Here is a 23,601-nt window from a genome sequence, read left to right as displayed (position 1 = left end):
CTTATTACAGACGCTGAATGTGTGTTAAACGCGCCTCAAGATCCGTGGTTTGGCAATACCCTAAGGTCAATGGGTGAGCACGGTTTTCGTTGTCGATGTAGATCAGTGCGGGAAAGCCACTAATTTGTAACTGATAGACAATGCCAAGGTGCTGCTGAAAATGTTGTTCTGTTTCTTGTGAGTGCAGTTCAGTCAGAAACGGATGCGCATCTAAGCCGATAGAAGACGCGCAGTCGATCAGCGTGTTTTCTAGCGACGGGTTTTGCGCGTTTAAATAATAGGCGGACTGAATCGCTTGTGCCATTTTTGGGGCGCTACCTTGGTGGAGTCTTTCCGCAGCGATAACCGCGCGGCAAGCGGGATAGGTTGAGCGATATGGCGTGTTAGTGTGCCAGTAGTCGTGATTAAACGTCACTTGGGTTTTGTCTTCTATCTGGTGCCAATAGGCAGCAATAGTGCGCTTGAGGGCGTCATCCATAGGGACATCGGTATCTGGCGCGAGGCCGCCCATGACCCATTCCACTTCAGCGGAAGGATGATTCGCGAGGAAACTTTCTAGTTCTGGCTTAAATCCGAAACACCAAGCACACATTGGATCCATGATATATAAGAGTCGCATCGTAACCTTCCTTATGATGAATGTGTCAATCTGTCTCGACGGAATCGGAATGTCGTGGTTTCCAGAACGCCTTTTCCGCGTCGAGTGGGGTAATGTCTCCTTCCCAACCTGTGATGAAAGAGACTCAAGCAACCGGACGTTACTTGAGTCTACGCGATTATACCGCGAAAGCCGCTACTTCTTTCGTGAGTGCAGTTGCAAGCTCCGAGATCGACTTTGACGTGTCGAGGCTCTTCTTGGCATCTACAGAGGTGGAATCCGAAAGTAGGCTGATGGACGCGACGGTCTGATTGACATCATCGGTGACAATCGCTTGTTGCTCTGCGGCCGTCGCGATTTGCGTGTTCATTGCTGCTATCGTCGCGACGGCTTCCACTATCGATGCGAGCGACGTGCCTGCTTGCTGGGTTTTTTCACTACTTTGACGGGCAAAGTTATCACCAGTATTCATTTTGTCGATGGCGCTATCGCAGCCCTGTTGCAAGTCAGCAATCATTGCCTGTATATCATGTGTCGCTTGATGCGTGCGTTGAGCCAATGATCTCACTTCTTCAGCAACTACCGCAAAACCTCTGCCGTATCCACCCGCGCGTGCGGCTTCGATGGCGGCATTGAGGGCGAGCAAGTTGGTTTGTTCTGAAATATCTCGAATCGTGTCAGATACCACGCTGATGTGTTTTGACTGCTGTCCAAGGGCGACAATGGTCTCTTTCGCTTCCTCTATCGTGCTTGCCAGTTCGACTGAACGCGTGATGGCTTCATCGACGATAGTTTGACCATGGTTGGCGTGACAATCTGACGTTTGTGAGGCGTCAGCCGCTGAGATGGCACTTTCGGCAACCTCTCGTACTGTGGTGGCGAGCTCTTCCGTCGCGGCGGCGATGGCTTGGATTTGTTGCTGCTGTGACTCAACATTCGCAGTTGTGCTTTGTGCCAGTTGGGTGTTTTCAGACACCGCATTTGCCAGCGCGTCGGCGCTACAGCGAATGAGGGAGACGGTTTGCTGATATCGTTCCGCGATGTGATTGACGGCATTGGCGACCTCACTAAACTCATCTTGACCGCCAATATCGACACGGGCAATTAAATTGCCATTGGCAACGGAACTTGCGGTCTTTTGGAGACCAGAAAGCGCGAACGCGATGCGTTTAACGGTGAAGAAAGCCATCAGTCCTAGCACGAGCGAACTTGCAATCAGGACAACGATGACGCCTGTGAATAAGCGGCTGGCCGTTTGCTGAGAGAGGGCATAGGTTGCCCTCGCTTCTTCCATACTGTAGGCGGTAAGCTGGCGCAGTTGTGCTTGTAAGCTATCCAGTTGCGTCACTACGGTGTCATTGAGACGTGTGCGCGCTGCAGCGTAATCGTTCATTTCGATGTCATCGATAACCGGGTTTAGCCCTTGCGTAAACAAGGTCTGTATGGCTTGCTCTGTCGTCACCAAGGTGCGGAGAAACGCTGCGGAAAGTTGGAGATTTCTCAAGTTATCCATGCTCTGCATGGTAAGGGCGTGGTGGTGATTCACTGCCTCGGTATGCGCCATAATCACGTCATAATCTTCAAGCTCGACGGAGGCATCAAGGGCGAGCATAGTGCGTGTACGCGCTTGATCTACGTGGTACTGCATGTCAGAAGTCTGAGTAATCTGTGCCATATTATCTTCAACGAGAACCGCGATTTCATCGTTAAGCCGACTCAGCCCCATCAAGCCTTCGTAAGCGATGGTTGCAATGGCAATGAATGAGACCAGTATGACGATGATCAGTTTACTGGTGATTTTTCTACTCCAGTTGAGTATGGCAAGCATTGGGTCGTACTCCTGTGTGAAAATAGTGTTATTGGTATTGTTGTGTTTGCGGTGCTTGAGTTTGGGAAGCGTCGCTATGACCAAATAGCAATTTGATGTCCTCGAGAACCGCATATAAGCAAGGCAGTAAAACTAAGGTGATTAAAGTGGCAAAAAGAATGCCGAAACCCAGTGAAATCGCCATTGGGATCATCAGTTGGGCTTGATTTGAGGTTTCCAGAATCATCGGTGCGAGGCCACCAAACGTGGTCAGCGTGGTGAGGATGATTGGGCGGAATCGGCGTGCGCTGCCGTTGATGATGGCATCAAATAACGGCACCCCGTTGTCACGGTTGCGATTGACTTCAGTGACAAGAATCAAACTGTCGTTGATCACCACGCCGCTAAGGGCGAGGATACCCAACAAGCTAACGATACTGAGCACATAACCTAAGGCGAGGTGGCCGAGTACCGCACCAATTAGACCGAATGGAATAATGGTCATAATGATGAGGGGCTGGGTATAGCTTTTAAAAGGAATGGCAAGCAAGCAATACAGCGCTAACATCACCAATGCACCATTCACAGCGAGGCTCTCTAGGCTCTCTTTTTGCTCAGCCTGATCGCCGCGAAAACCGATATCCAAGCCGGGATACTTTTCTTCTAGCAAAGGCAGAACATCACGACGTAAGTTTTGCGTGAGGTTCATTGCCTCAGAGGACGGTGTGATATCAGCACTGACTTCGATGCGACGTTGACCATCTCGGCGATGGATAGCCGAAGCAGAGTATTCTCGGTGAACGTCAGCAATTTGCGCCAGCGGAATAAAGTCATTACCCACTTTAATGGGCAACTGCTCTAAGTGATATACACTGGCCCGCTGCCAATCGGGGAGCTGCACTTTAACATCGACTTCGTCACTGCCACGTTGTTGTCGAATCGCGCGGACACCATTGAAGGCGTGACGGATTTGACCAATGAGCGCCTGCTCAGTGAGTCCCATCGATTTGCCTTCGGGCCTTAGCGTCAGGCGTATCTGTTGGCTACCGGACATAAAGCTGTTTTCGATATCTACAATGCCAGCAAAGTTGGTGAGAATATCGCTGAGTTCTTCACTGGCGGCACGTAACGCCTGATTATTGCGGTGAGTGAGTTCCAATGTGACACCTGCGACATCTGCCCCCGGTCCATTGCCAGTCGCTGAAAAGCGCACCGCATTGGCGACAGGCACGTCGCCTGTTAATGCGCGCCATTGTGCTGAGACTTGCCGCGTACTCATCTCCCTTTGGTCGGATGGATGAAGGAAGATGCGGGTCATCACGACATACTCACCATCGCGACTCCAAATCCGGCTAGAGATACCTTTCGCAAGCTCATCGCCGCCGTTGTCGGCGAGGACTTGTTTAGCGGCGGTCTCAAGCTGGTGGCGCACCATGTCCGCTTCTTCCGCTGAACTTCCGACAGGCATAAACGCGCGCGCAACAGAGAATTCAGCTTCGACTCTGGGCATGGTGGTAAAGCCCATGTGGCCGCCAGAGATGTAGGCGATGGCGGTGACCAGCATGGCAAAGCCGGTGGTAATCACGATGTAACGCCCAGCAAGCAGATGACGCAAGCTGGGGATATAAGCCCGCTGGATAAGCCACTGTAGTACGGCGTCAACGGCCCGTTGGACGCGGTTAAACGGCCGAGTCCATCTGGGTGGCTGCCGGTAATCGATGTGCGCTAAGTGAGCTGGGAGAATGAAAAGGGCTTCTACCCAAGAAATGATGAACACAGCGGCCACCACAATGGGCACCACCTTGAAGGTTAACCCCAGTGTGCCGGGCAGGAACCAGATCGGAATAAAGGCGACGATATTGGTCAAGATACTGAATGTCAGCGGGACGGCGATATCTTTGGCCCCTTCGACCGCTGCTTCAGTGAACCGCATACCTTGACTCATTTTGTCGTGAATATTCTCTCCCGCGATAATGGCATCATCGACCACGATGCCGAGGGCAATAATGAACGCGAACATGGAGATCATATTGATAGACACGTCCATGCTCGGTAAGAAGAGCAGTGCGCCTAAGAAGGCGGTCGGGATACCGACAGTGACCCAAAACGCGAGACGTACATCAAGGAACAAGGCCAAGACGAACAACACCAGCAGTAAGCCGCTGAAGGCATTCTTAAGCAGCAATGACATGCGTTGCTGGTAGATAACGGCATCATCTTCAACAACTTCAATGGCCATGCCGGGTTGTAATGCTGCGTCGATATCTGCCATTAAGGCATAGACGGATTCCGAAATCGAAACCGGGGTTTGATCGGCGATGCGGTAGATACGAATACTGGCGGAAGGGTAGCCGTTATAAAAGTTGCGGTTATGACGATTGGCGAAACCATCTTGGATGGTCGCGATATCCTCTAAATAGAGGCGGCTGCCGTTGGCTGACTGCATCACAACAATATCACTGAAGTCTTCTGCCCAACCGCGACTTTCGTCGATTTGGATGAGGATATCGCCCCCTTCCGTTTCTAAGCGTCCGCCGGACTGGTTTATCGCATGGCGACTCACGCTGTTAGCGACGTCGGAGAGACCTAAACCGTATTGCTGTAAGGTGTGCGTGTCGACCTGAATCTGTACCTCGTATTTCGAAAAGCCACCGACTTCGATTTGGGTCAGTCCGGGAGAACTGAGTAAGATATTGCGGATTTCGGTACTGGTTTCTTTGAGTGCAATGGGGTCTACATCGCCATAGAGAACGAGCTCAAAGGATTGGTCGCGGGTTTCATTGCGGAAGATCCTTGGCTTTTCTGCACCCGCGGGCAGGGGGGCGCGATTGACCGCGCTTTCGACTTCACGCAGCACGCGCTCTGGGTCGACACCATTGATCAGCTCGGCGGTAATGTTAGTACCAGCGGAGTTGGCCCAACCATGGATCTCTTTGATCCCTTCGATACCATTGATGGCATTCTCTATCGGCAGGGTGACACCTTGCTCCATCTCTAGTGGCGTCGAGCCGGGATAATGGACCCAAATTCGAATCGAGTTGTGTTGATAATTGGGGTAGACCTCTTTTTTAATCTGCCAAGCCATTAAGAGCCCGCCAAGGATAAAAAACAGCATCAACAAATTGGGGGTTACGCCGTTGTTGGCCATCCAAGCAATGGCACCGCGTCGTTTATCCATTAGCTGTTCTCTTCTTGTAAGGTGGCGATATCACTCACATTGGGTGTCTTATTGGCGGCGAAAGGTGTGTCAAATTCCGCGGTGGACTGCCGCTCTTCGAGTCGGATGCCTTCAACCGCGCCCGGTAGTGGGGTGGTGATCAAGCGATCGCCTTCAGTCAGGCCGTCATCAACCAAAACATACTCTTGAGCGCGAAAAGCAATCGAGACAGGCTGAGCGACCAAGGTATCGTCCTCAGACATAAGCCAAACAAATTCACCTTGTTGAAGGTGACGACGTGAAACACGGGCGACGTTTTCGAACGGATTAGTGTCTATTTCGGCTTGCAAGAAGGCGTTGAGGAGCACTTTGGGTTGCCCTGCATTGTCTGGCTGCATTGCCAGCGGATCATCAATTTCAATTAGGAGTGAAGCAAGTTTTACCCGGCTGTCCAGATTGGGTAAGAGGCTGACTACACAGCCTTGGCGTGCTGCCCGAGCCCCCCATTCATGCGGGTTTCGTACCGTGACAGACGACCCTATGCATTGACCATCACTATCGGTGGCACGGCCATTCTCTGGGAAGGTGATCCATTGGAGCTGGTGGGCTGGGACACTGACTCGTAACCAAAACGTATCGGTGGCAACGAGGTCAACAATGGGGGAGTTATCTCGCAGCAAGCTGCCTTCCGCGACATCAAGCGTCGCAATTTGTGCATCAAAAGGGGCGGTGATTTGGGTACGCTCATAATTGAGTTTCGCACGCTCTAGGGAGGCTTGGCTGCGAGCGATATCGGCTTCAATCTGCGCTAACTGCGGTTGGCGCAATACGAGGGCGAGATCGTCATCAGACAAGGTTTGCCCCGAGAGCTGGTACTCCATTTCTGCTGCACGTCGGCGACCAAATTCGACTTGGTACAGGGCTTTGTGGCGGGCCAGTGTCGCTTCCGCTTCCTTAACCGCGAGGGCGTGATCGCGAGGATCAATATTGAGTAGCGTATTGCCCTGCTTAACGAAGCCGCCGAGTACCAGCTCGTCAGACATTTTCGTCACTAAGCCGCGCAACTGCGAGCGCAAGTTAATGGTGCGTTTAGCTTCGACCTCGCCTTGCACCACAATTTGCGGAATGTCTTGGCCTAGCGATATTTGCTCGATATCGACGGTTCGACTCGGCGGCTGCCCCGGACGAGATGGGCGTGGTGGTTTTCCTTGAAGGAAATGATGACTTGCATAGACACCCGCCGCCAAAATGAGACAGGGTAAGCCCCATTTAAATAGACTGACTATTGCCTTGCGTGGCGTTGAAGAGGGTGTTGCCATGGATATCTCTCCTTGCTTTAAAGTGATTGGCTAAAGGGATGCGTGACTGTAGGCATCCCAGTTACCGCCAATCGACTGGCGTAATGCGATGTGACGAACAAACAGCTGACGCTGAGCACTAACGACTTGTTTTTGTAGGTTGTAGAGGCGTTCTTGCGCGTTAAGGACATCGAGATAGCTCTGCATGCCGCGTGAGTAACGCATAGATTCGAGTTCTAAGATCTGTTCTGCTTGTTGGCGCTGTGTTTTCAAACTTTGGAAATGATGACGCTGACTTTCAATTTCGAGCAGATTCACCTCGACCTCTTTTATCGCGTTGAGCACCGTGTCGGTATATTGCTCAAAGGCGATGTTTTCTTGCGCTTCTGCACGCGCATGTTGCGCTTTCATGCGCCCGGCATTGAATAAGGGGACGTTGAGTCGCAGCCCGAGGTCCATCTTCCAGAAACTAAACAGGTCATCGAGCTCGCCACTCTGCATGTTGCCATTGAGGGTAATATCAGGCAGGCGGGCGGCTTGCGCTGAACCTGTTAGGGTGCGGCGAGACTGGTACTGATACCAGCGCTGTTGGACATCGGGGCGCTGATACAAGATTTGTGCATTGATGCCAGATAGCTGCACGTTTGGGGTGTCAGGAAACTCAGGGTACTGCCAATCAATCGCGGTATTGGCATTGCGTCCTAATAGGGCGTTCATCTGTTTTTCGTGAATCTGTTGACGGTAACTCGCCCTTTGGTGTTGTGAGATTAACCCTTCCAAGAGCTGCTCTTGTCGCCAAACAGCACTGATACTTTCCTGTGCGTAGCGGTATCTGTGCTCGGAGATTTCAGTGATGACTTTGGTGTTTGCGATCTGTTTTTCCAGAATCGTCAATGTGTGCTGTTGCTCTAACAGTTGAAACCATAATCTTGCAACATCAGCCGCAAGTGTATGCGCGACGTTATCCAACTGCGCTTGAGTAACCAATACTTCAAACTGTGCCGCTTGGCTATCAAAGCGGCGTTTACCCCAGAAGTCTAGCTCCCAACTTGCACGTAAATTTGCTTGATTGGTTTGACTGTTCTGGATACCCGCCGCGCGATCTTGTCTCTCGTAATCCTGTGTTAGGCTGCCGGTCACTGTTGGGTAGCGATGGCTACTGTCAATAGACGAGATTGCCGTTGCTCGTGCAATGGTGGCTTCGGCTTGGGCGATGGTGGGGCTTTCACTTAAGGCGATATTGATTAACTGCATCAGTTGCTCATCGTGAAAGTGCTGCCACCAAGGTGAGGCAGGAATCGAATAGTGTGTGTCTTGAGCAGAATCGTCGATGGGATTGAGCGCGCTGTCTTGAGCTGATGCGTTGTTGTCGGTGAAGTAGGTACGTGATAGTCCAGCCTCATCGAGTGTGTCAATATCGCGAGTTTCGTTCAGTGAAACGCACCCTGAGATAAGTAACGAAGTAAAAATTACCGAATAGGTTGAAGCTTTCATGTGCGGTCTTTCCATCCGACAAGCGTGACAATGACTAACGCAGCCTTGCGTCATCGAAAGTGATCTACAAAATGTGGTTGTGGCTCCGCCGTAGGAAAGTGCTAGGCAGAGCCTCGTTGATTACGCTGCGCAGCAACGTTTGTATTTTTTCCCGCTGCCACATGGGCAAGGAGAGTTGCGGCCCACACTAAATTGTGTGGCAGTCATTTGCTGTTGAAGCTGCAAATAGATGATGTCTGAAGCCGGGCGACCACGTTGAAGTAAGTCGCGCATCTGTTGCATTTTCGCTGCGGTGTGTGCAAAAAAGGCTTTGTATCCGGCGCAGAAGTAACTGTGGCCGGGCTCGCCGGTTGACGCGACATTGAAGCGATGTTTAGGACAACCACCATGGCAAGCGAAGCGGAACTCGCAGCTTTGGCACTGTTTCGTGAGCGACGTTTTCTTTGCCATCCCAAATTCAGTCGCCGCTTCGAGCTGGTTCATTTCACGGATTGTGGTGTCATGAAGATTGCCTAATCGGTGTTCTGGATAGACGAAGTGGTCGCAGTTGTAGAGGTCACCATTCGATTCCAGCGCAAACGCACGACCACAGGTTTCTGACTGCACACAGATACCCGGCGCTTCATTGCACCACGCGGCTAGCGTGGCATCGAAGGTATTGACAAAGATACGGCCGACATCTTTTTGAACCCAGCGGTCAAAGACGCGATTAAGAAACTCGCCGTAGGCCGCCGCTGGAACAGACCATTTGGTGACTTTCGCGGTTTGGTCGTGTTCTGGGCTAATCAGATATAAACCGTCTTCCGTTGCTTCCTGCGCGCAGCGCTCAACAATAGGAATGAACTGCAAAAACTGTGAACCAATGCCGACAAGAAAGTCATAGACCTCTTCAGGGTGTTGGACGTTTTCGTTGTTAAGCACGGTTAGCGTATTGAACTCAACGCCATGTTTTTTCATGAGCGATATTGCCGCCATGACTTTTTCATGACTGGTTGCCCCCGAACGAGAGACGCGGTAGTGGTCATGGAACTTAGCGGGGCCGTCGATCGAAATGCCGATCAAAAATTGATGTTGTTTGAAAAATTCACACCAGGCGTCATCGATGAGTAACCCATTGGTTTGAAACGCATTGCGAATGGTTTTCGTGCCTTTGTATTTTTCTTGTAAGGCAACCGCTTGGCGGAAGAAATCGAGCCCCATTAGCGTTGGCTCACCCCCTTGCCAAGCAAACTCCACCTCTTGCGTGTCATGCGCTTCAATGTACTGTTTCACATAAAGCTCGAGGGTTTCATCGGACATTTTCCAGCGGGTTTTTCGCTCTGGATACAGGTTCTCTTTTTCTAAATAAAAACAGTAATCACAACTGAGGTTACATACCGCACTAGAGGGTTTGGCCATGACATGGCATTGCGTAAAAGTCGACATGGTTTTCCTTCAAATCTTGATGGGCACGCGCTTGCTTACCTCAGTTCGTGTCCGTATGAAACAGGACAGCAAATCGCGACTGATTTTTAATCTATTGTATAAACGTTTCTACTGATGAAGGTACCGAATAGAAGTGGGATTTTCAATGAGGAAAGGTCGAATTCTTCGTCTGAGGAGTAATTTTATTATTAGATTGTGAGCACTGTCAGGGTGGGGTTGAAGCAGGGAGAAGATGAGTAAAATTGTCTAAGCCAGCCTTGATGGTGATGTTGCAAAAAAGCTGGCCAGTGTGGTGGTTAGTGCGATTTTGTCACTGTTTCGTTAAAACGTTTAACATTGACTTGGTGGCCTTTGTCGAAATCCTGATTTCTATTGGTGGGTTTCTCACTGAGTTTGTTGATGGGTAGTGTGGCTTCCCATGCATCAAATTGATCTTTGAGGTTTTGCGCGATCTCTGAATGGGTATTGGCGAGATCGTTGTCTTCGAAGGGGTCATTGGCCATGTTAAACAGTTGGATGGTTTGTGGGCCGTTGGCGTCATTCCATGTCAGCTTCCAATCACCATCTCGAATAGCATAATCTTCATCGCGTCGCCAATAGAGTGTCGTGTGGGGCTTTGAAGTGCTGTTTGCCTCGTCAACGAGGAAAGGGAGGAGATCGACGCCATCAAAATTGAAATCTGCATCGAGTGAATAGTTAAATCGTGCCGCAATCGTGGGCATGATATCGAGCGCCGAGACCATGTGGGGGTAAACTTGCCCTGCTGGAATTTGGGCCGGGTAATGAATAATAAAAGGTACGCGAATCCCGCCTTCATAGGTATCCCCTTTGAAGCCGTTAAAAGGACCGGGACTTGACATGGTTGTTTCGCCGCGTTGTTTTCGGCGCGGTTCTTCGAAACCTTGTCCTTGAGGTGTACCGTTGTCACTCATGAAGAAAATCAGGGTGTTGTCTGTCAGGTTGTGCTTATCGAGTGTTGCCATTAATGCCCCCACGCCATCATCTAAGACCAGACTCTGAGCGGCAAAAAATCGACGTTCTTCATGATGTACTTCGAGGTGATCTAATCGCTCAATGTAGCCATCAGGCACTTGCCAAGGATGATGCACGGCAAAGTGAGCGAGATGAAGAAAGAAGGGTTGATCAACATGACGTTCAATGAAGCCGACCGCTTCGTCAGTAAATAACTCAGTGAGATAGCCGTTGCTTTCTTGAATTGGTGGCTCAGGCGTGGTGTTTCGATAGAGTGGTGATAGCCATGGCTTTCCGCCTTCTTCTGCATCAGAGAGTAAGTAATTGTGGGAGCCGCCATGAAAACCATAAAAGAAGTCAGCACCTCGTTCATTGGGCTTACCCGTGGGCTCCCCCATATGCCACTTACCAACGACGCCGGTTTTATAGCCAAGCGATTGCATCATTTCCATCATTAGAGGCTGAGAGCGGGGAATATGGTTCTGAGCAAAGTTGCCGTAGATACCCATGCGTTGTTGATAGACACCAGTTAGCATGCCTGCACGTGATGGCGCGCAAACAGAGGCTGATACATAGGCTTGAGTGAAATACGTTCCCCCTGCGGCAAGGGCATCTATGTGGGGGGTATGTATATCATCGAAACCGTGGTAGCCCACGTCGCCCCAGCCTTGGTCGTCGGTGTAGATGACGATGACATTGGGTTTTGTTTCCAAATCAGCTCTCGGATGTATGGCGGCAAGAGCAGCACCGCTTGTTAATATTGCCGTTGCGGTGAAGGCAAGTTTACAGACAGACATGTGAGTGTCCTCGATTAAAAAAGGGGCGCAGCGCGCCCCAAAATCAGTGAGTGATGTTGCGTTTTATTATTAGAGTGAGTTGAGGTTGCGCCAGTTGGTTTCGACTGGGAACATGTTGCGGTTCCAGCCCCACTTCGCATCTTCATTTTCGGCATCCCATGCGTGCCAAGCATTCAATAAACGCTCAACTTGCTCAGGGTGTTGTTTAGAAAGCTCATTCGATTCCGAAATATCTTCGCTGATCTTAAATAATTGATAGCGTGGACGCTGTGCGGTGATATTTGGAATGACTAGCTTCCAGTCTTCATCTCGGATTGCGCCAGCGCGGCTGGTATTCCAGTAGATAAAGCGGTTTTCAAGCTTGTCCGTATCACCTTTTAGAAGCGGCATGATGTCGACGCCATCTAACTGCCAATCCGCTTGGATTTCGATCCCCGCTGCGTTGGCAATCGTCGGCAAGATATCCAATGAAATGATTGGGTCGTCGATGGTTTGACCTGCTGGGATCTGTCCCGGCCAAGAGACGGTGAATGGAATGCGGATACCGCCATCCCATACTGTGCCTTTTTCCGCGCGCAGTGGGTGGTTGTATGACGCGTTGCCTTTTGGTTTACCACCGTTATCAGAAAGGTAGATAACAATGGTGTTGTCAGTTAGCCCATTCTCGTCGAGCGAGTCCATGATACGGCCAATGTTCTTGTCGAGGTTATAGTTCATCGCGACAAGCTTACGACGTTTTTCATCTTCGATGTGCTCATAGCGAGCCAGATCTTCGTCGGTAGCTTGCAATGGCCCGTGAATACCATTGAAAGGGACATACAGTAAGAATGGGTTGTCTTTGTGTCGCTCAATGAAACTGATCGCTTCTGTGCCGAATCGGTCTGTCAGGTACTCATCGAAGTTTTCATCCACTTCATCATTACGATACATGACAGAGAAAGGTTTACGTGCCGCTTCTTCTTGGTTTTTGGGGCCAACGAAATAGTTAGCGGCGCCATTGTTGAAACCATAGAATTCATCGAAACCACGATGATGCGGCCAGAACTTGCGTTGCTTACCGTCATGGTGCTTACCTACCATGCCTGTGGTGTAGCCGTTTTGCTGGAAGTAGTAGCCGAAGTTGTTGTTGAGCATATCTTCAGGCATACCTTGGACGATACCTTCTTCACGTACGAATGGCCCGGTGTTGTTGTGAAAACCAAAGCGTTGTTGGTAGCGGCCAGTCATCATACCTGCGCGTGATGGGCCACAGACAGGCGCGGTGACATATCCGGCCGTTAGGATAGCGCCGCGTGCGGCCAAACGGTCAAGGTTTGGGGTTTCGACATCTTGACTGATATTGTGGTAACCCGCATCGGCGTAGCCCATGTCATCGGCGAAGAGAATCACCACATTCGGTTGTGTCACTTCTGATGCCACTGCATAGCTAACAGGAGCACAGAAAGTGGTGAGTATTGCTGCACTGAGTAATGTTTTTTTCATCGTTATTGTCTTATTTTTAGTGATTAGTCTCGACCACGCCAGCCATTGGCGTACGGGAACATGTTGCGGTTCCAGCCCCATTTTGGCGCTTCGTTTTGGGCTTCCCATTTTTTGAACTCGCGCATCAAACGTGCTAGTTGCTCGGGCTCTTTCTCAGCAAGATCGTGGCTTTCGCTGATATCTTGACTGATATGGTAAAGCTCAGCTTTAGGGTGATCGGCGAGGGTGTAAGGAATGACCATTTTCCAATCATTATCGCGGATGGCGACTTTGGTGTTCATCGCCCAATAGAGAAAACGTTCATCAAGCTGATCCGTTTCACCAAGGAGCCTTGGTAAGAGATTAACGCCATCCAGTTGCCAGTCGTCTTTGATATCGACGCCCGCGGCGGCTAAGGTGGTGGGCAAAATATCAAGAGAAATCACTGGGTCGTCGATGCGTTGATTCGCTGGAATCGTGCCACGCCAAGTTACGGTGAATGGCACGCGAATACCGCCTTCCCAGAAACTGTTCTTATCACCACGCAGTGGCGTGTTGTATGAACCATTCCCCTTTGGTTTTCCGCCATTATCCGAGATGAAGATCAGCAGGGTGTTCTCCATCAAGTCGTTCTCTTCGAGAGCATCAACGATGCGACCGATGTTGAGGTCCATGTTGTAGGTCATGGCGACAAACTTGCGGCGCAGCTCTTCAGTAATGTGACTGAATTTTTCAAGGTCCTCCGCTTTGGCTTGCATTGGCCCATGAGACGCATTGAAAGGGACATACAGGAAGAATGGGTTCTCTTTGTGGCGTTCAATGAACTCAACGGCTTCGTTACCAAAAATGTCAGTCAGATAACCGTCGAAGTTATCTTGTAGCTCATCGTTGCGATGGATCGATGAATAGGCATGTTGCTTGGCATTTTGAACATTGCGACCCGAAACAAAGTAGTCGGCAGCCCCGTTGTTAAAGCCGTAGTATTCGTCGAAGCCACGGTTGTGCGGCCAGAATTTCGGATCTTCGCCGTCGTGGGATTTACCAATGAAGCCTGTCACATAGCCGGCATCTTGGAAGTAGTTACCCAAGGTAGAGAGCGTCAGTGGTAAGCCTTGTTCGATATCGGGTGCGCTGACAAAGGGCCCGATGTTATCGTGGTAGCCAAAGCGTTGTTGATATCGCCCCGTCAGCAAGCCGGCTCGAGAGGGACCACAGACGGCTGCGGTCACATAACCGGCAGAGAACACCGCACCTTCAGCCGCGAGTTGATCCATATGTGGGGTGACCACATCTTGGCTTTGATGTTGGAAGCCCATGTCAGCGTAACCAATATCATCAACAAAGAAAAACACCACATTAGGTTGTTCAGCGGAACTGCGATCGGTTTCAGCGAGAGCAGGCGCGGTGCACAATACGCTGCCAACGGCCAAACTGAGAAGAGACTTATTAATCGAATGAGATTTCATAGATTAAGCCTTAGTAAACGAAAAAGTGGCTGTTTCCAGCCACTTTGGTAAGCGTGTTTTATTGCGCGGCTTCTGGGTTCATAACTAGCTTGATGTCGGCTAGACCATATCGGAAACCTTCAAGATCGTTGAAATGGATATCGCCATTGTCATTGACCTGTTGGATATGCGTTTCGATTTTCTCAATGTATTGAAGGGTATTGAACTTCACGGCGCCGTTTGGTGAGGTAAACAAATCACGTACTGGAATTGAAATATCCAGAGGCGTGCCTGGCTCCATGTTGGCTTCTGTTAAGTTGAAGGCGATCGCAATACTATTCTCATAGCCATTTTCAACCATACCTGTTGTGTTGTTACCCGGCGTGTACATCTGAACGACAAGTTCTAGTTCACCGTCTGCAGGCATAGTGCTCGCTTGAGGGGAGATGTATGTCATCTGCAGTTCGCCGTTCTGCATATAGTGACTGATGTCCAGACGAGGGTATGCCATGTCGCCGAGTTCGCTAGAGGCTTCAATGGCATAGGTCAGAATGCTTCGGCGATTTTTATCAAAGTTGCCTTCGTTATATTCAATGCCTCTTGCGCGAACTGCACCTTCAGCAGTTCCTTCAAAGGTAATGTTGGCTGATTTACCGCGCACATACCGAACGTTTTGAGCTTCACCATCAAGTGTCCAGCTGCCATCTACCATTTGGTCACGATTGAGATGAGCGGTTTCAGTCGTGAGTACTTTACTACCCTCATTCTTGAAACAGCCTTGCAGGTGATTGCTAGATGGTGTCATGGTGGTCGAATTACTTGCCATTCTTACTTGGCTAATATCGTAGCTGAGCGCTCCTTCACTTTGGATAGCTAATCCAAGGTCAACTTTGGCCAGATCTAATCCTTCGTCAATGAAGCAGTTTAGTGGCACACGGATAAGTTGCGCTGGGTTGTTCGCATTGGCAGAGGCGACCATTGCGCCTGTAATGTCGTAGGAGTAGATGTCTTCACCACTCCCCATAGAGAGATAAACGCGATTAGGGTTCTGAGGATCGCCAATCTCATAGCTATGCGTGTTGACAAGGAGCTGCACTGTACCACCAAAGTGCTGTTCGTTGTCAGCGTTATAATTATTGGCATTGTTGACGTCGAACAAATCATTCGCTTCAAAAATGATCTTAGCGCTGTCTTCTGACACTGTGACGGTGAGTGGTTCGAGTTCAATGAAATCACCCGTTACTTGGATGTTTTCAAGCGCGGCATTTGGCTCGCCATCAACATCGGCAACAAAATCAGTGCTGTCTACAGCCTTAAAGACATACGGGTTAGGGTGGTTTGCATCATTGTTGAAACGGTAGTACATCGGAACTTGAGAGTTGAGCTGGTTGTCATCACCGCCTGGGTTTCCGCCCCCTGGTTTAGGGCCATGGTTATCACTTAAACATCCCGTTAAACCAACAGAAGCGGCAATCAAAAGGGCAAGGTAAGATTTGTTATGTTTCATTGTAGGGTAATCCTTTGGTGCTTATTGGCTTTTCTTTTGGTTATATTCTTTGAGCTGATCACGCGTAATCACGCTGAAGAGTTCTTGCTGGTAATTGCGCCAGTGCGGGCGACGGGCTTCTTTGAACTCATCGGTTCCGCGACCGTGTTGGGCAACAAGCTGTTGGGTAATTTTCATCATGTCTGCTTTTGCTTGCTTGATACGATCTGCATCCGCGTCGCTCAGTTTTAGGATGACTTGCATCTCGTGCACTTCATTGGTTAGACGGCGTTGATCGCTTGGTTTCAGTTCGTCAAATGCATGTGCACCCGCAGACATCATGAGCAGCAGAGCCGTTGCCGAGGTAAGGATTGCCTTTTTCATATCAGAAGCCCCTTTTAGAGTAGGAATGTTTTGTTTAAACGTTTCTATGTTTTGGCCGGACATTACAAAAACTACCCTCCCTGTTCAACGATAATCGTCCTGTAAAGTGACTGGAACGCGATTTTTTTGTCTAAATGTGTGACCAGTCTCTCTGAAGTACTAGGTATTGGATGCCTGTAAATGTCGACTCGCCATATTTTGTCACTTCCACGATGTTTAAACGTATTAACAACCATGATCATGACTTAAAACAACTATAACTAGCTATATACGCTTGTTTCTGAATGTAAACTGGATAAAACACTAGATATCGATGAGGTTACTGTGATGGTCTTCATAGAATTGGTATTTAGTTGGCGAGTGTTTAATGCGAATTTTTACTAAAATAATATTAAAAATTAATAGTTTATATGTATGTGTGTGATCCCCGTCAACCGATTGACATCTCAATCGAAACGTTTATCTTTTGCCGAAGAAAGGACATCGAGCTGTCAAAAAGTTTGGTTATTTAGGCGAATTTGCGTGTTTGACCAGAGCTGAAAAGCACGGCAGCAACGACCAGATACCCATTTACTCAGAACGTGGAACACAAAAAATGAAAAAGAAAATTGCATTGGGTGTGAGCGCAGCACTGTTATCGGGAGCAGCATTTGCAAACAGTGGTTCGAACCAAATTGATATGGATGGTGACATCGATACGATTCAGGTTCAGCAAGACAGTGGTGCCAGTCAACGCCGCACCAACTTCTTTACTGGACTTGTCTACAACGAGTCAGTTTCAGAATATGCGCCAAAAAGAAAATCTTACCGATTTGTCTACTTAGATGGTTCAACTCGCATTAATGAAAACTTCCGCTTTCGCCACGTACTGTCGGAATCATGGCTGAAAGAGAGTCCTGATCACACAACTCAGCATGGCCGTGTCAACTTCACGCTTGCGCCACGTTACGAGCAGTGGGTGAGCCCTAGCTTTAGTTGGTTTGCTGAACCTGTACTGATTCGTCAAACAGAAGCGCAAGGCAATACAAACTACGAGCTAAAATTGAAACCAGGCGCGCAGTTCACGTTTGGTAACCACTTTATCTCTGCAACTGGTGATTATCAGTTCAAATGGCGCGAGCGTTACAACAGCACCGCAAGCGCTAACGGCAATCGTGACAACGACCGATGGAATGCCTACTCATTCGATATTAACTATGTTAACCGCTATAGCCGAACCGTTAACTTTGGTATTAGCGGTACTTACGCTGGGACGCCAGATAATTCAGACTATGATAATCGCCGTCGCAACTACAATGTGAAGCCATTTGTTCGTGTGCGCCATTTCCACGATATTACCACTGAATTGAACATGTTGATTGGTCATGAAGAGAGTGGTCGCTACTGGAATGGCTACGACTATTGGGCAATCAACTTTAACAACAACAAGAGGTTGACGCGCAATATTCGCGGGGTGGCGAATGTTCAGTACCGTGATAACACACGTGACTTTAAAGACGGCCCTCAGGATTATAGTAATGGCGACCGTCAAGAGCTTCAGTTCCGTGTTGGTTTGAATATCACCATCTAAGTTCTGTCATGATTCTGGCAGCTTGGATGCATACAGGCGAAAACGCTGCCAGATTGAAATCGAAACGTTTTAAAAAATTGTTAGCGCAATTGATCCATTTTGTCGGAGTTTTTCTCAGACGATTTTGCAATTTCTCAAGGTAGTATCATGAATAAAAAGCTGATTTCACTGTTATTAGGGGCCGCGTTATTGCCAGCCACCGCAATGGCAACAACAGAGAAAAGTGACGAGGAGATCATCCAATCGCTCTATCGTGGCGGCTATGCCTATTGGCAGCAACTGCGTAATGACAACGGTTCGTATGAGGACAAGTTGTTTTTAGATGGTCAGCATGACAGTCGCGGTTCCATTGCTAACTCCGGCATGGGACTGATTGCTTTGACAATTGGCCACGCTAACGGGTGGGAGCCAGAAGCTGAAGCGATGGCGTTGCAGACCTTACGTAAACTGGCGGGCCAAGATCCTGAGATCACTGTCGCGCAGAATGCCACCAATACCTTTATTCATTTCTACAACACCGAAACGGGCGAAGCGATTGGCGATGATTGGAGCCCTGTTGATAGTGCGATCATGATTTGTGGTGCGCTATTTGCCAAAAACTACTTTGCTGACAATGAAGAAATTGCCGCGTTAGCGGACTTCTTGTATCAGAATACGGATCTTACCCAATATATTGCTGATGTGCGTACTGGGCGAATCTACCTAGCACAGCACACCGATGGCTCGTTTAAACCTCACCGTACCAAAGCGTTCAATGAGTATATGTTGGTGGCTTCGATTGCCAATCAACAAGCGAAAGACTTTGAAAACGCGCTTAATGGTGAGAATGCCCGAAAATTCTGGGATATTTGGTATGCAAATACCCGTTATCTACCCGTTGCAAAATATAATGACATTCCAGTCCTTTCTGAAGGTGAGCGCTGGTTTACGTCTCAATTCAATTTCTTATTTAATAACTATTTGCTACATGATTTTTCAAATAATCCGCAATTTGTTGAAGCGTTGGAAAATTCAGCAAAAGCAGACTTTGCATTTTGGCGAGATTTAGAGATTGAAGGGTTACAGGAATATGAATGGGGTAGTGGTGCAGGTGCGTGCCCTGACGGTTATTGTGTAGACCGATTCCATTTCGATGGTGATCGACAGTTTAACCATAATTTAGTGGTTTCGCCTCATATCTTAGCTGGCTATATTCCCTACAATGATCGTGCGCTAAATGATCTAATTGCGACTTACCGCGATGATTCTATTAATGCACGCCATGAATTGGAAGGAGGCTACGAGATATTATGGCGTTATAGCTATGATGAGCCGAATTGGAAAGCGAATTACATAGAAGGTGTTGATTTTTCGACGTTTTTATTTGGTATTGCTGCGATGCCTGAACACTTGGGTGTCGAGTTCTTTAACACACATAATAACTACTTCGGTCATTAATGATGATTGTTGTTTAAATGTGAGAAATATAAGTAAGTATTTAAAAGGTTGTATTTTAAAATACAGCCTTTTTTAATTGTCGAAATGGAATATTGCACGGGTCACAGTTTTAGAACCCTTTTTTGATCTTGGTGGTCGAAACGTTTATATTTCATTTCGAGGTTATGGTTGGTTTGTCGAAACTGGCTAAGTAATATTACTGCTAATACTAAAGCTAATTTCTACCTGTTGGTCCAGGTGTTTCAAACTTATCAGAATGTTTACACATTTTGAATGCCAGCATTCATGCTGCAAGATTAAATCTGTCTCGTTTATTCAGGCAAGGATATTATGAAAATAAAACGTTCCACACTTTCACTCGGGATTGGTGCTCTGTTAACGGCTTCTGCATTTTCTGGTGCCGCCGCGGCGCAGAGTGAGCAACCCAATATTCTTTTCATCTTCTCGGATGATCACTCCAACCGTGCTATCAGTGCTTATGACCCTACGCTGGGTCACACACCTAACATTGACCGTATCGCCAATGAAGGGGCAATTTTCGAAAATACCTTTGTAGTTAACTCTATCTGTCAACCTAGCCGCGCCTCAGTGATGACAGGTAAGCACTCACATAAAAATGGTGTGATTGATAACACGTCACGTTGGAACCCGAATCAAACCATCTTCCCTAAGATTCTTGAAGAGAACGGATACGATACGGCATTGATTGGTAAATGGCATATGAAGCCAACACCGGTTAACGAGTTTGGTTACTCTTTGGTTTTGAATGGCTCAGGTGGACAAGGAACGTATTACAACCCAGAGTTTATCGATCAACAGGGTAAAACGCAGGAAATCGAAGGCTATTCAACCGATCTTATCACTGATATGTCTTTAGAGTGGCTAGAAGAGTCTTGGGATGAAGACAAACCTTTCCTGCTTAAAGTACAGTACAAAGCGCCGCATACCCCGCGTCGTCCACCTGCGCGTAACATGACCAAGTTTATTGATCATAACTTCCCAGTCCCAGCGACGTTGTTCGATGATTACAATACGCGCGGTGAACATGCTGCCAATGCGTGGATGCAGCTTTACGGTATGACGCCAGTCGGTATCAACGCCTTCCCACCTGCGCCAACGACCCCTGAAAAAGCGCGTGTGCGTGAAGAGTGGTTAGCAAGTATGGATGGGGATCAACGCTGGCATCTAGATCAGTGGATGAACCGCTTAACAGAAGAGCAGCGTGCTGCGTTCCATGATGCTTACGATGATGCGAACGTTGAGTACTGGGAAAAAATGAAAGATCCTATGTACAAGCGCCGCTGGGGTGATGTGCCTCGTGAACTTAAAATTCCTCGCCTAGAGTACATGTACCAACGCTTTATGCGTGACTACATGGCGACCGTGGTTACTATCGACGAAAACGTGGGTCGAATCCTAGATTACCTAGACGAATCTGGTTTGGCTGAAAACACCATTGTGGTTTACAGCTCAGACCAAAGCTTCTTTATCGGTGAGCATGGTTGGGCGGAAAAACGCTACATGTATGAAGAAGGCATGAAGATGCCATTCATGATTCGCTGGCCAGAGAAAATCGCCCCTGAGCAACGTCCGCAAGCCATGATTCAAAACATTGATTTTGGCCCAACTTTCCTAGAAGCTGCGGGTTACGAAGCGCCAAAAGAGATGCAAGGTCGTTCGTTCTTGGATGTGCTGACAGGCGAAAGAACAGATGCTGAGTGGCATGATGAGCGCGGTGTTGTGTACTACCACTACTACATGCATGGTGCGCACAATGTCCCTCGTCATGACGGTGTGCGAACTGAGCGTTACAAGCTGATCGACTTCTACTCGGAAAACAAGGGTGAAGGTTGGTTCGAGCTGTTCGATTTAGAGATGGATCCGACAGAAGTGAACAACGTTTACGAATCGGAAGAGTATAAAGAAGTGCGTGAAATGATGCATAAAGAGTTGGACGACGCGCGTAAGCGTTACGAAGTGCCTGCGGATGTATTCAAAGCACCTTACCCATTCATGACACGTAAAGAGCGTAACGAATTAGGTTTGTAATCTAATGCAATTGCTCGTGACTAAGCGCTACCTTCGGGTGGCGCTTTTCTTTGCCGCTAAGGTCCGTGATACTATCGAGCTTCCTCTGTCTGAGAAGCTTTTTTATCGATGAAGATGCCCGTTAACATACTTGATAACTTTGTTCGCCACTTCGATGCAAGTTGCGTCTCCAAGGTTGAGTCCATACAAACTCTGTGGAGTGGCTACGGAGAACTGGTTCGCGTCTATTTGGAGGGCGGTCAAGTTCCTTCCGTCATTGTTAAGTACATTTCCCTCCCCCGTGATCAACGAGAATCGTCAGAACATCCCCGCGGTTGGAAAACATCCCGCTCTCATCAACGAAAGTGCGATTCGTATCAAGTGGAAGTGAACTGGTATCAGCATTACGCCAATCAGTGTGCTGCAAAAGTTCCCGAGTGCCTGTTGGTGGAGCAAACCGGCAATGACATTGTGCTAGTGCTCGAAGATTTAACGGTGGCTGGGTACAGTGAAACGCATCAGCAAGTTGAAGCGCCTTCAGTGCTGGCATGTTTAGAGTGGCTCGCACACTTTCACGCGCAGTATATGGGTAAAGGTCATGAATGTGAAAAGCACGGCCTTTGGCCGATGGGCACTTATTGGCATCTGGCCACGCGCCCAGATGAGCTGGCGGCTTTGGCTGATCATAGGCTAAAAAACGCCGCGAAACCATTAGATGCGTTGCTACGACAGTGTGAATATCAAACGTTGGTTCATGGTGACGCCAAGTTAGCCAACTTCTGTTTTACCCCTGATGGTTCAAAGGCTGCGGCTGTAGACTTTCAATATGTTGGCGGAGGCTGTGGCATGAAGGATGTATGCCTTTTTCTCAGCAGCGTGTTGAATTTTGAGCAAAGTGTTGAATCAAATAAGCAACTCGTCGCGCGTTACCTTGCTCATTACTTTAGTACTTTGAGAACGGCGTTATCGCAATGTCATTCAGACATTGATGGAGATGAGGTGGAGCGACATTGGCGTCCGCTATTTTGTGTGGCTTGGGCTGATTTTCAACGTTTTGTAAAAGGTTGGTCGCCTGAGCATTGGAAGATAAATGCTTACACAGAGACGCTAACAGACCACGCCATGACTTGGTTGAGGGATCGTGATGAGATTAAGTGATTGCCAACTTCACCGTTTGCTGACATGTGCCACTGACGCGGCTATTGAAGCAGGGCGTTTAATCGCGACAGTCGATAGGCAAACCTTACAGGTCAAAGATAAGGTGGCTGGCGATACCCTTAGTTCCCAAGTCGTGACGCAGGTGGATGTTGATAGTCAAGCGTTGATCGTGAGTAAGTTAGCCTCTTCTTTGGATGAATATGGCATTGTGATACTGGCAGAAGAAGGCGCTGACGAAGTGTCAGCGAGTCGTCACTCACGCCATGATGCCGATTACTTCTGGTCGATTGATCCTTTGGATGGGACCTTGCCTTTTATTGAAGGCACTGCGGGTTTTGCCGTTTCAATTGCCTTGGTTAGACAAGATGGCTCACCGGTTTTGGGGGTGGTGATGAATCCCGCTACAGGAGATTACTATCAAGCCCTATTAGGAAATACAGTCACCCTATTACACAAGAACGGTATGCACTGGCAACCCATAGGGGAAAAGGGTGCAACGTCTGTTTTTGATCTCTTTATCGATCGTAGCTTTCTCAATGAGCAACGTTTTAACGATTTCTTGGACAAGCTTGAATCCACCGTGCGTGACGATGGGTTTTCTGAAGTCAGAGTTCATCACACCTCGGGCGCTGTGATGAATGCCATCAAGGTGATGGAGACGCCTAACGCCGCCTATCTGAAGTTACCCAAAAAACGTAAAGGCGGTGGAAGCTTGTGGGATTTTAGTGCAACCGCGGCGATTGCTGAGGCTGCGCGTCAGGTTTGGGATAACGATGTGTGGGTCAGTGATTGCCATGGCGCCCCATTAGATTTAAACCGCCCAGATTCGCATTTCATGAATCACAAGGGGGTGGTCTATCTTCACCATCGCGGTAGCGACGGCGCACCCTCCGATTTATATGAGAGAGTTATCCAACTTTGTCGGCTTATACACGCGTAACTGCAGGATGGGTGATCAGTGAGAATGTCTAAGTTTTTCAGCAAGCCTTTCCTTCACGCCTTTGCCTTGAGTTCGATGCGCTAGCCTGTTTCTGAATCCAGCACCTTGAGGTAGCTTGAGTCTATTAGTCTTACAAATTTTAAC

16 protein-coding genes are annotated in these 23,601 nt (G+C 48.6%); 5 read left to right on the top strand and 11 right to left on the bottom strand.

Going from position 1 to position 23,601, the window contains the following annotated elements; translation table 11 throughout:
* Positions 1-4: 4 nt before the first annotated feature.
* From TSUB_RS23135 to TSUB_RS23085, 11 genes are all read right to left on the bottom strand, one after another.
* Positions 5-619: a DsbA family protein gene (locus tag TSUB_RS23135; RefSeq protein ID WP_087018320.1), complete on the bottom strand. Its 615-nt coding sequence runs from the start codon at positions 617-619 to the stop codon at positions 5-7.
* Between the two features lie 157 nt (positions 620-776).
* A complete protein-coding gene (locus TSUB_RS23130; protein ID WP_159064838.1) occupies positions 777-2,426 on the bottom strand; it encodes a methyl-accepting chemotaxis protein in 1,650 nt (549 codons plus the stop codon).
* Between the two features lie 28 nt (positions 2,427-2,454).
* A complete protein-coding gene (locus TSUB_RS23125; protein WP_087018316.1) occupies positions 2,455-5,583 on the bottom strand; it encodes an efflux RND transporter permease subunit in 3,129 nt (1,042 codons plus the stop codon).
* Entirely contained in the window at positions 5,583-6,881 is a 1,299-nt protein-coding gene (locus tag TSUB_RS23120) for an efflux RND transporter periplasmic adaptor subunit (protein ID WP_087018314.1), read from the bottom strand. Before TSUB_RS23120 ends, TSUB_RS23125 begins: the two co-directional genes overlap by 1 nt.
* Positions 6,882-6,911: 30 nt before the next feature.
* Positions 6,912-8,354 carry an efflux transporter outer membrane subunit gene (locus tag TSUB_RS23115; protein ID WP_159064837.1) on the bottom strand — a complete coding sequence of 481 codons (1,443 nt, stop codon included), beginning with the start codon at positions 8,352-8,354 and terminating at the stop codon, positions 6,912-6,914.
* Positions 8,355-8,474: 120 nt separating this feature from the next.
* Complete coding sequence (locus TSUB_RS23110; RefSeq protein ID WP_087018310.1) at positions 8,475-9,779, bottom strand: anaerobic sulfatase maturase; 1,305 nt, start codon at positions 9,777-9,779, stop codon at positions 8,475-8,477.
* Between the two features lie 296 nt (positions 9,780-10,075).
* A complete protein-coding gene (locus TSUB_RS23105; protein WP_087018308.1) occupies positions 10,076-11,548 on the bottom strand; it encodes a sulfatase family protein in 1,473 nt (490 codons plus the stop codon).
* 69 nt (positions 11,549-11,617) lie between these two features.
* Positions 11,618-13,030: a sulfatase-like hydrolase/transferase gene (locus TSUB_RS23100; protein ID WP_159064836.1), complete on the bottom strand. Its 1,413-nt coding sequence runs from the start codon at positions 13,028-13,030 to the stop codon at positions 11,618-11,620.
* Between the two features lie 23 nt (positions 13,031-13,053).
* Positions 13,054-14,475: a sulfatase-like hydrolase/transferase gene (locus TSUB_RS23095; RefSeq protein WP_087018304.1), complete on the bottom strand. Its 1,422-nt coding sequence runs from the start codon at positions 14,473-14,475 to the stop codon at positions 13,054-13,056.
* Positions 14,476-14,533: 58 nt separating this feature from the next.
* Complete coding sequence (locus tag TSUB_RS23090) at positions 14,534-15,961, bottom strand: putative glycoside hydrolase (RefSeq protein WP_087018302.1); 1,428 nt, start codon at positions 15,959-15,961, stop codon at positions 14,534-14,536.
* 21 nt (positions 15,962-15,982) lie between these two features.
* Complete coding sequence (locus TSUB_RS23085; RefSeq protein WP_159064835.1) at positions 15,983-16,324, bottom strand: hypothetical protein; 342 nt, start codon at positions 16,322-16,324, stop codon at positions 15,983-15,985.
* A 595-nt stretch (positions 16,325-16,919) separates the two neighbouring features.
* Between TSUB_RS23085 and TSUB_RS23080 the strand changes: the two genes are divergently transcribed.
* The 5 genes from TSUB_RS23080 (at position 16,920) to TSUB_RS23060 (ending at position 23,457) form a co-directional block, all read left to right on the top strand.
* Positions 16,920-17,894, top strand: coding sequence for a hypothetical protein (locus TSUB_RS23080; RefSeq protein WP_087016852.1), 975 nt, complete (start codon positions 16,920-16,922; stop codon positions 17,892-17,894).
* 147 nt (positions 17,895-18,041) lie between these two features.
* Positions 18,042-19,331, top strand: a complete 1,290-nt coding sequence (locus tag TSUB_RS23075) for a hypothetical protein (protein ID WP_087016850.1) — start codon at positions 18,042-18,044, stop codon at positions 19,329-19,331.
* A gap of 330 nt (positions 19,332-19,661) precedes the next feature.
* On the top strand, positions 19,662-21,380 hold the full coding sequence (locus tag TSUB_RS23070) for a sulfatase family protein (protein WP_087016848.1): 1,719 nt from the start codon (positions 19,662-19,664) through the stop codon (positions 21,378-21,380).
* Between the two features lie 108 nt (positions 21,381-21,488).
* Positions 21,489-22,517: a phosphotransferase gene (locus tag TSUB_RS23065; RefSeq protein WP_087016846.1), complete on the top strand. Its 1,029-nt coding sequence runs from the start codon at positions 21,489-21,491 to the stop codon at positions 22,515-22,517.
* The gene (locus TSUB_RS23060) at positions 22,504-23,457 is read left to right on the top strand and encodes a 3'(2'),5'-bisphosphate nucleotidase CysQ family protein (protein ID WP_087016844.1); all 954 of its coding nucleotides are present in this window, start codon (positions 22,504-22,506) and stop codon (positions 23,455-23,457) included. The genes TSUB_RS23065 and TSUB_RS23060 overlap by 14 nt, the downstream gene beginning before the upstream one ends.
* The last annotated feature ends 144 nt before the right edge of the window (positions 23,458-23,601 follow it).

It is taken from the genome of Thaumasiovibrio subtropicus (genome assembly GCF_019703835.1).
Classification (GTDB): domain Bacteria; phylum Pseudomonadota; class Gammaproteobacteria; order Enterobacterales; family Vibrionaceae; genus Thaumasiovibrio; species Thaumasiovibrio subtropicus.
This window is presented reverse-complemented; position numbering and strand designations above follow the sequence as displayed.

Excerpts from the sequence above, each read along its gene's own strand:
- TSUB_RS23135 (WP_087018320.1), bottom strand. The coding sequence starts at position 619 with ATGCGACTCTTATATATCATGGATCCAATGTGTGCTTGGTGTTTCGGA.
- TSUB_RS23130 (WP_159064838.1), bottom strand. The coding sequence starts at position 2,426 with ATGCTTGCCATACTCAACTGGAGTAGAAAAATCACCAGTAAACTGATC.
- TSUB_RS23125 (WP_087018316.1), bottom strand. The coding sequence starts at position 5,583 with ATGGATAAACGACGCGGTGCCATTGCTTGGATGGCCAACAACGGCGTA.
- TSUB_RS23120 (WP_087018314.1), bottom strand. The coding sequence starts at position 6,881 with ATGGCAACACCCTCTTCAACGCCACGCAAGGCAATAGTCAGTCTATTT.
- TSUB_RS23115 (WP_159064837.1), bottom strand. The coding sequence starts at position 8,354 with ATGAAAGCTTCAACCTATTCGGTAATTTTTACTTCGTTACTTATCTCA.
- TSUB_RS23110 (WP_087018310.1), bottom strand. The coding sequence starts at position 9,779 with ATGTCGACTTTTACGCAATGCCATGTCATGGCCAAACCCTCTAGTGCG.
- TSUB_RS23105 (WP_087018308.1), bottom strand. The coding sequence starts at position 11,548 with ATGTCTGTCTGTAAACTTGCCTTCACCGCAACGGCAATATTAACAAGC.
- TSUB_RS23100 (WP_159064836.1), bottom strand. The coding sequence starts at position 13,030 with ATGAAAAAAACATTACTCAGTGCAGCAATACTCACCACTTTCTGTGCT.
- TSUB_RS23095 (WP_087018304.1), bottom strand. The coding sequence starts at position 14,475 with ATGAAATCTCATTCGATTAATAAGTCTCTTCTCAGTTTGGCCGTTGGC.
- TSUB_RS23090 (WP_087018302.1), bottom strand. The coding sequence starts at position 15,961 with ATGAAACATAACAAATCTTACCTTGCCCTTTTGATTGCCGCTTCTGTT.
- TSUB_RS23085 (WP_159064835.1), bottom strand. The coding sequence starts at position 16,324 with ATGAAAAAGGCAATCCTTACCTCGGCAACGGCTCTGCTGCTCATGATG.
- TSUB_RS23080 (WP_087016852.1), top strand. The coding sequence starts at position 16,920 with ATGAAAAAGAAAATTGCATTGGGTGTGAGCGCAGCACTGTTATCGGGA.
- TSUB_RS23075 (WP_087016850.1), top strand. The coding sequence starts at position 18,042 with ATGAATAAAAAGCTGATTTCACTGTTATTAGGGGCCGCGTTATTGCCA.
- TSUB_RS23070 (WP_087016848.1), top strand. The coding sequence starts at position 19,662 with ATGAAAATAAAACGTTCCACACTTTCACTCGGGATTGGTGCTCTGTTA.
- TSUB_RS23065 (WP_087016846.1), top strand. The coding sequence starts at position 21,489 with ATGAAGATGCCCGTTAACATACTTGATAACTTTGTTCGCCACTTCGAT.
- TSUB_RS23060 (WP_087016844.1), top strand. The coding sequence starts at position 22,504 with ATGAGATTAAGTGATTGCCAACTTCACCGTTTGCTGACATGTGCCACT.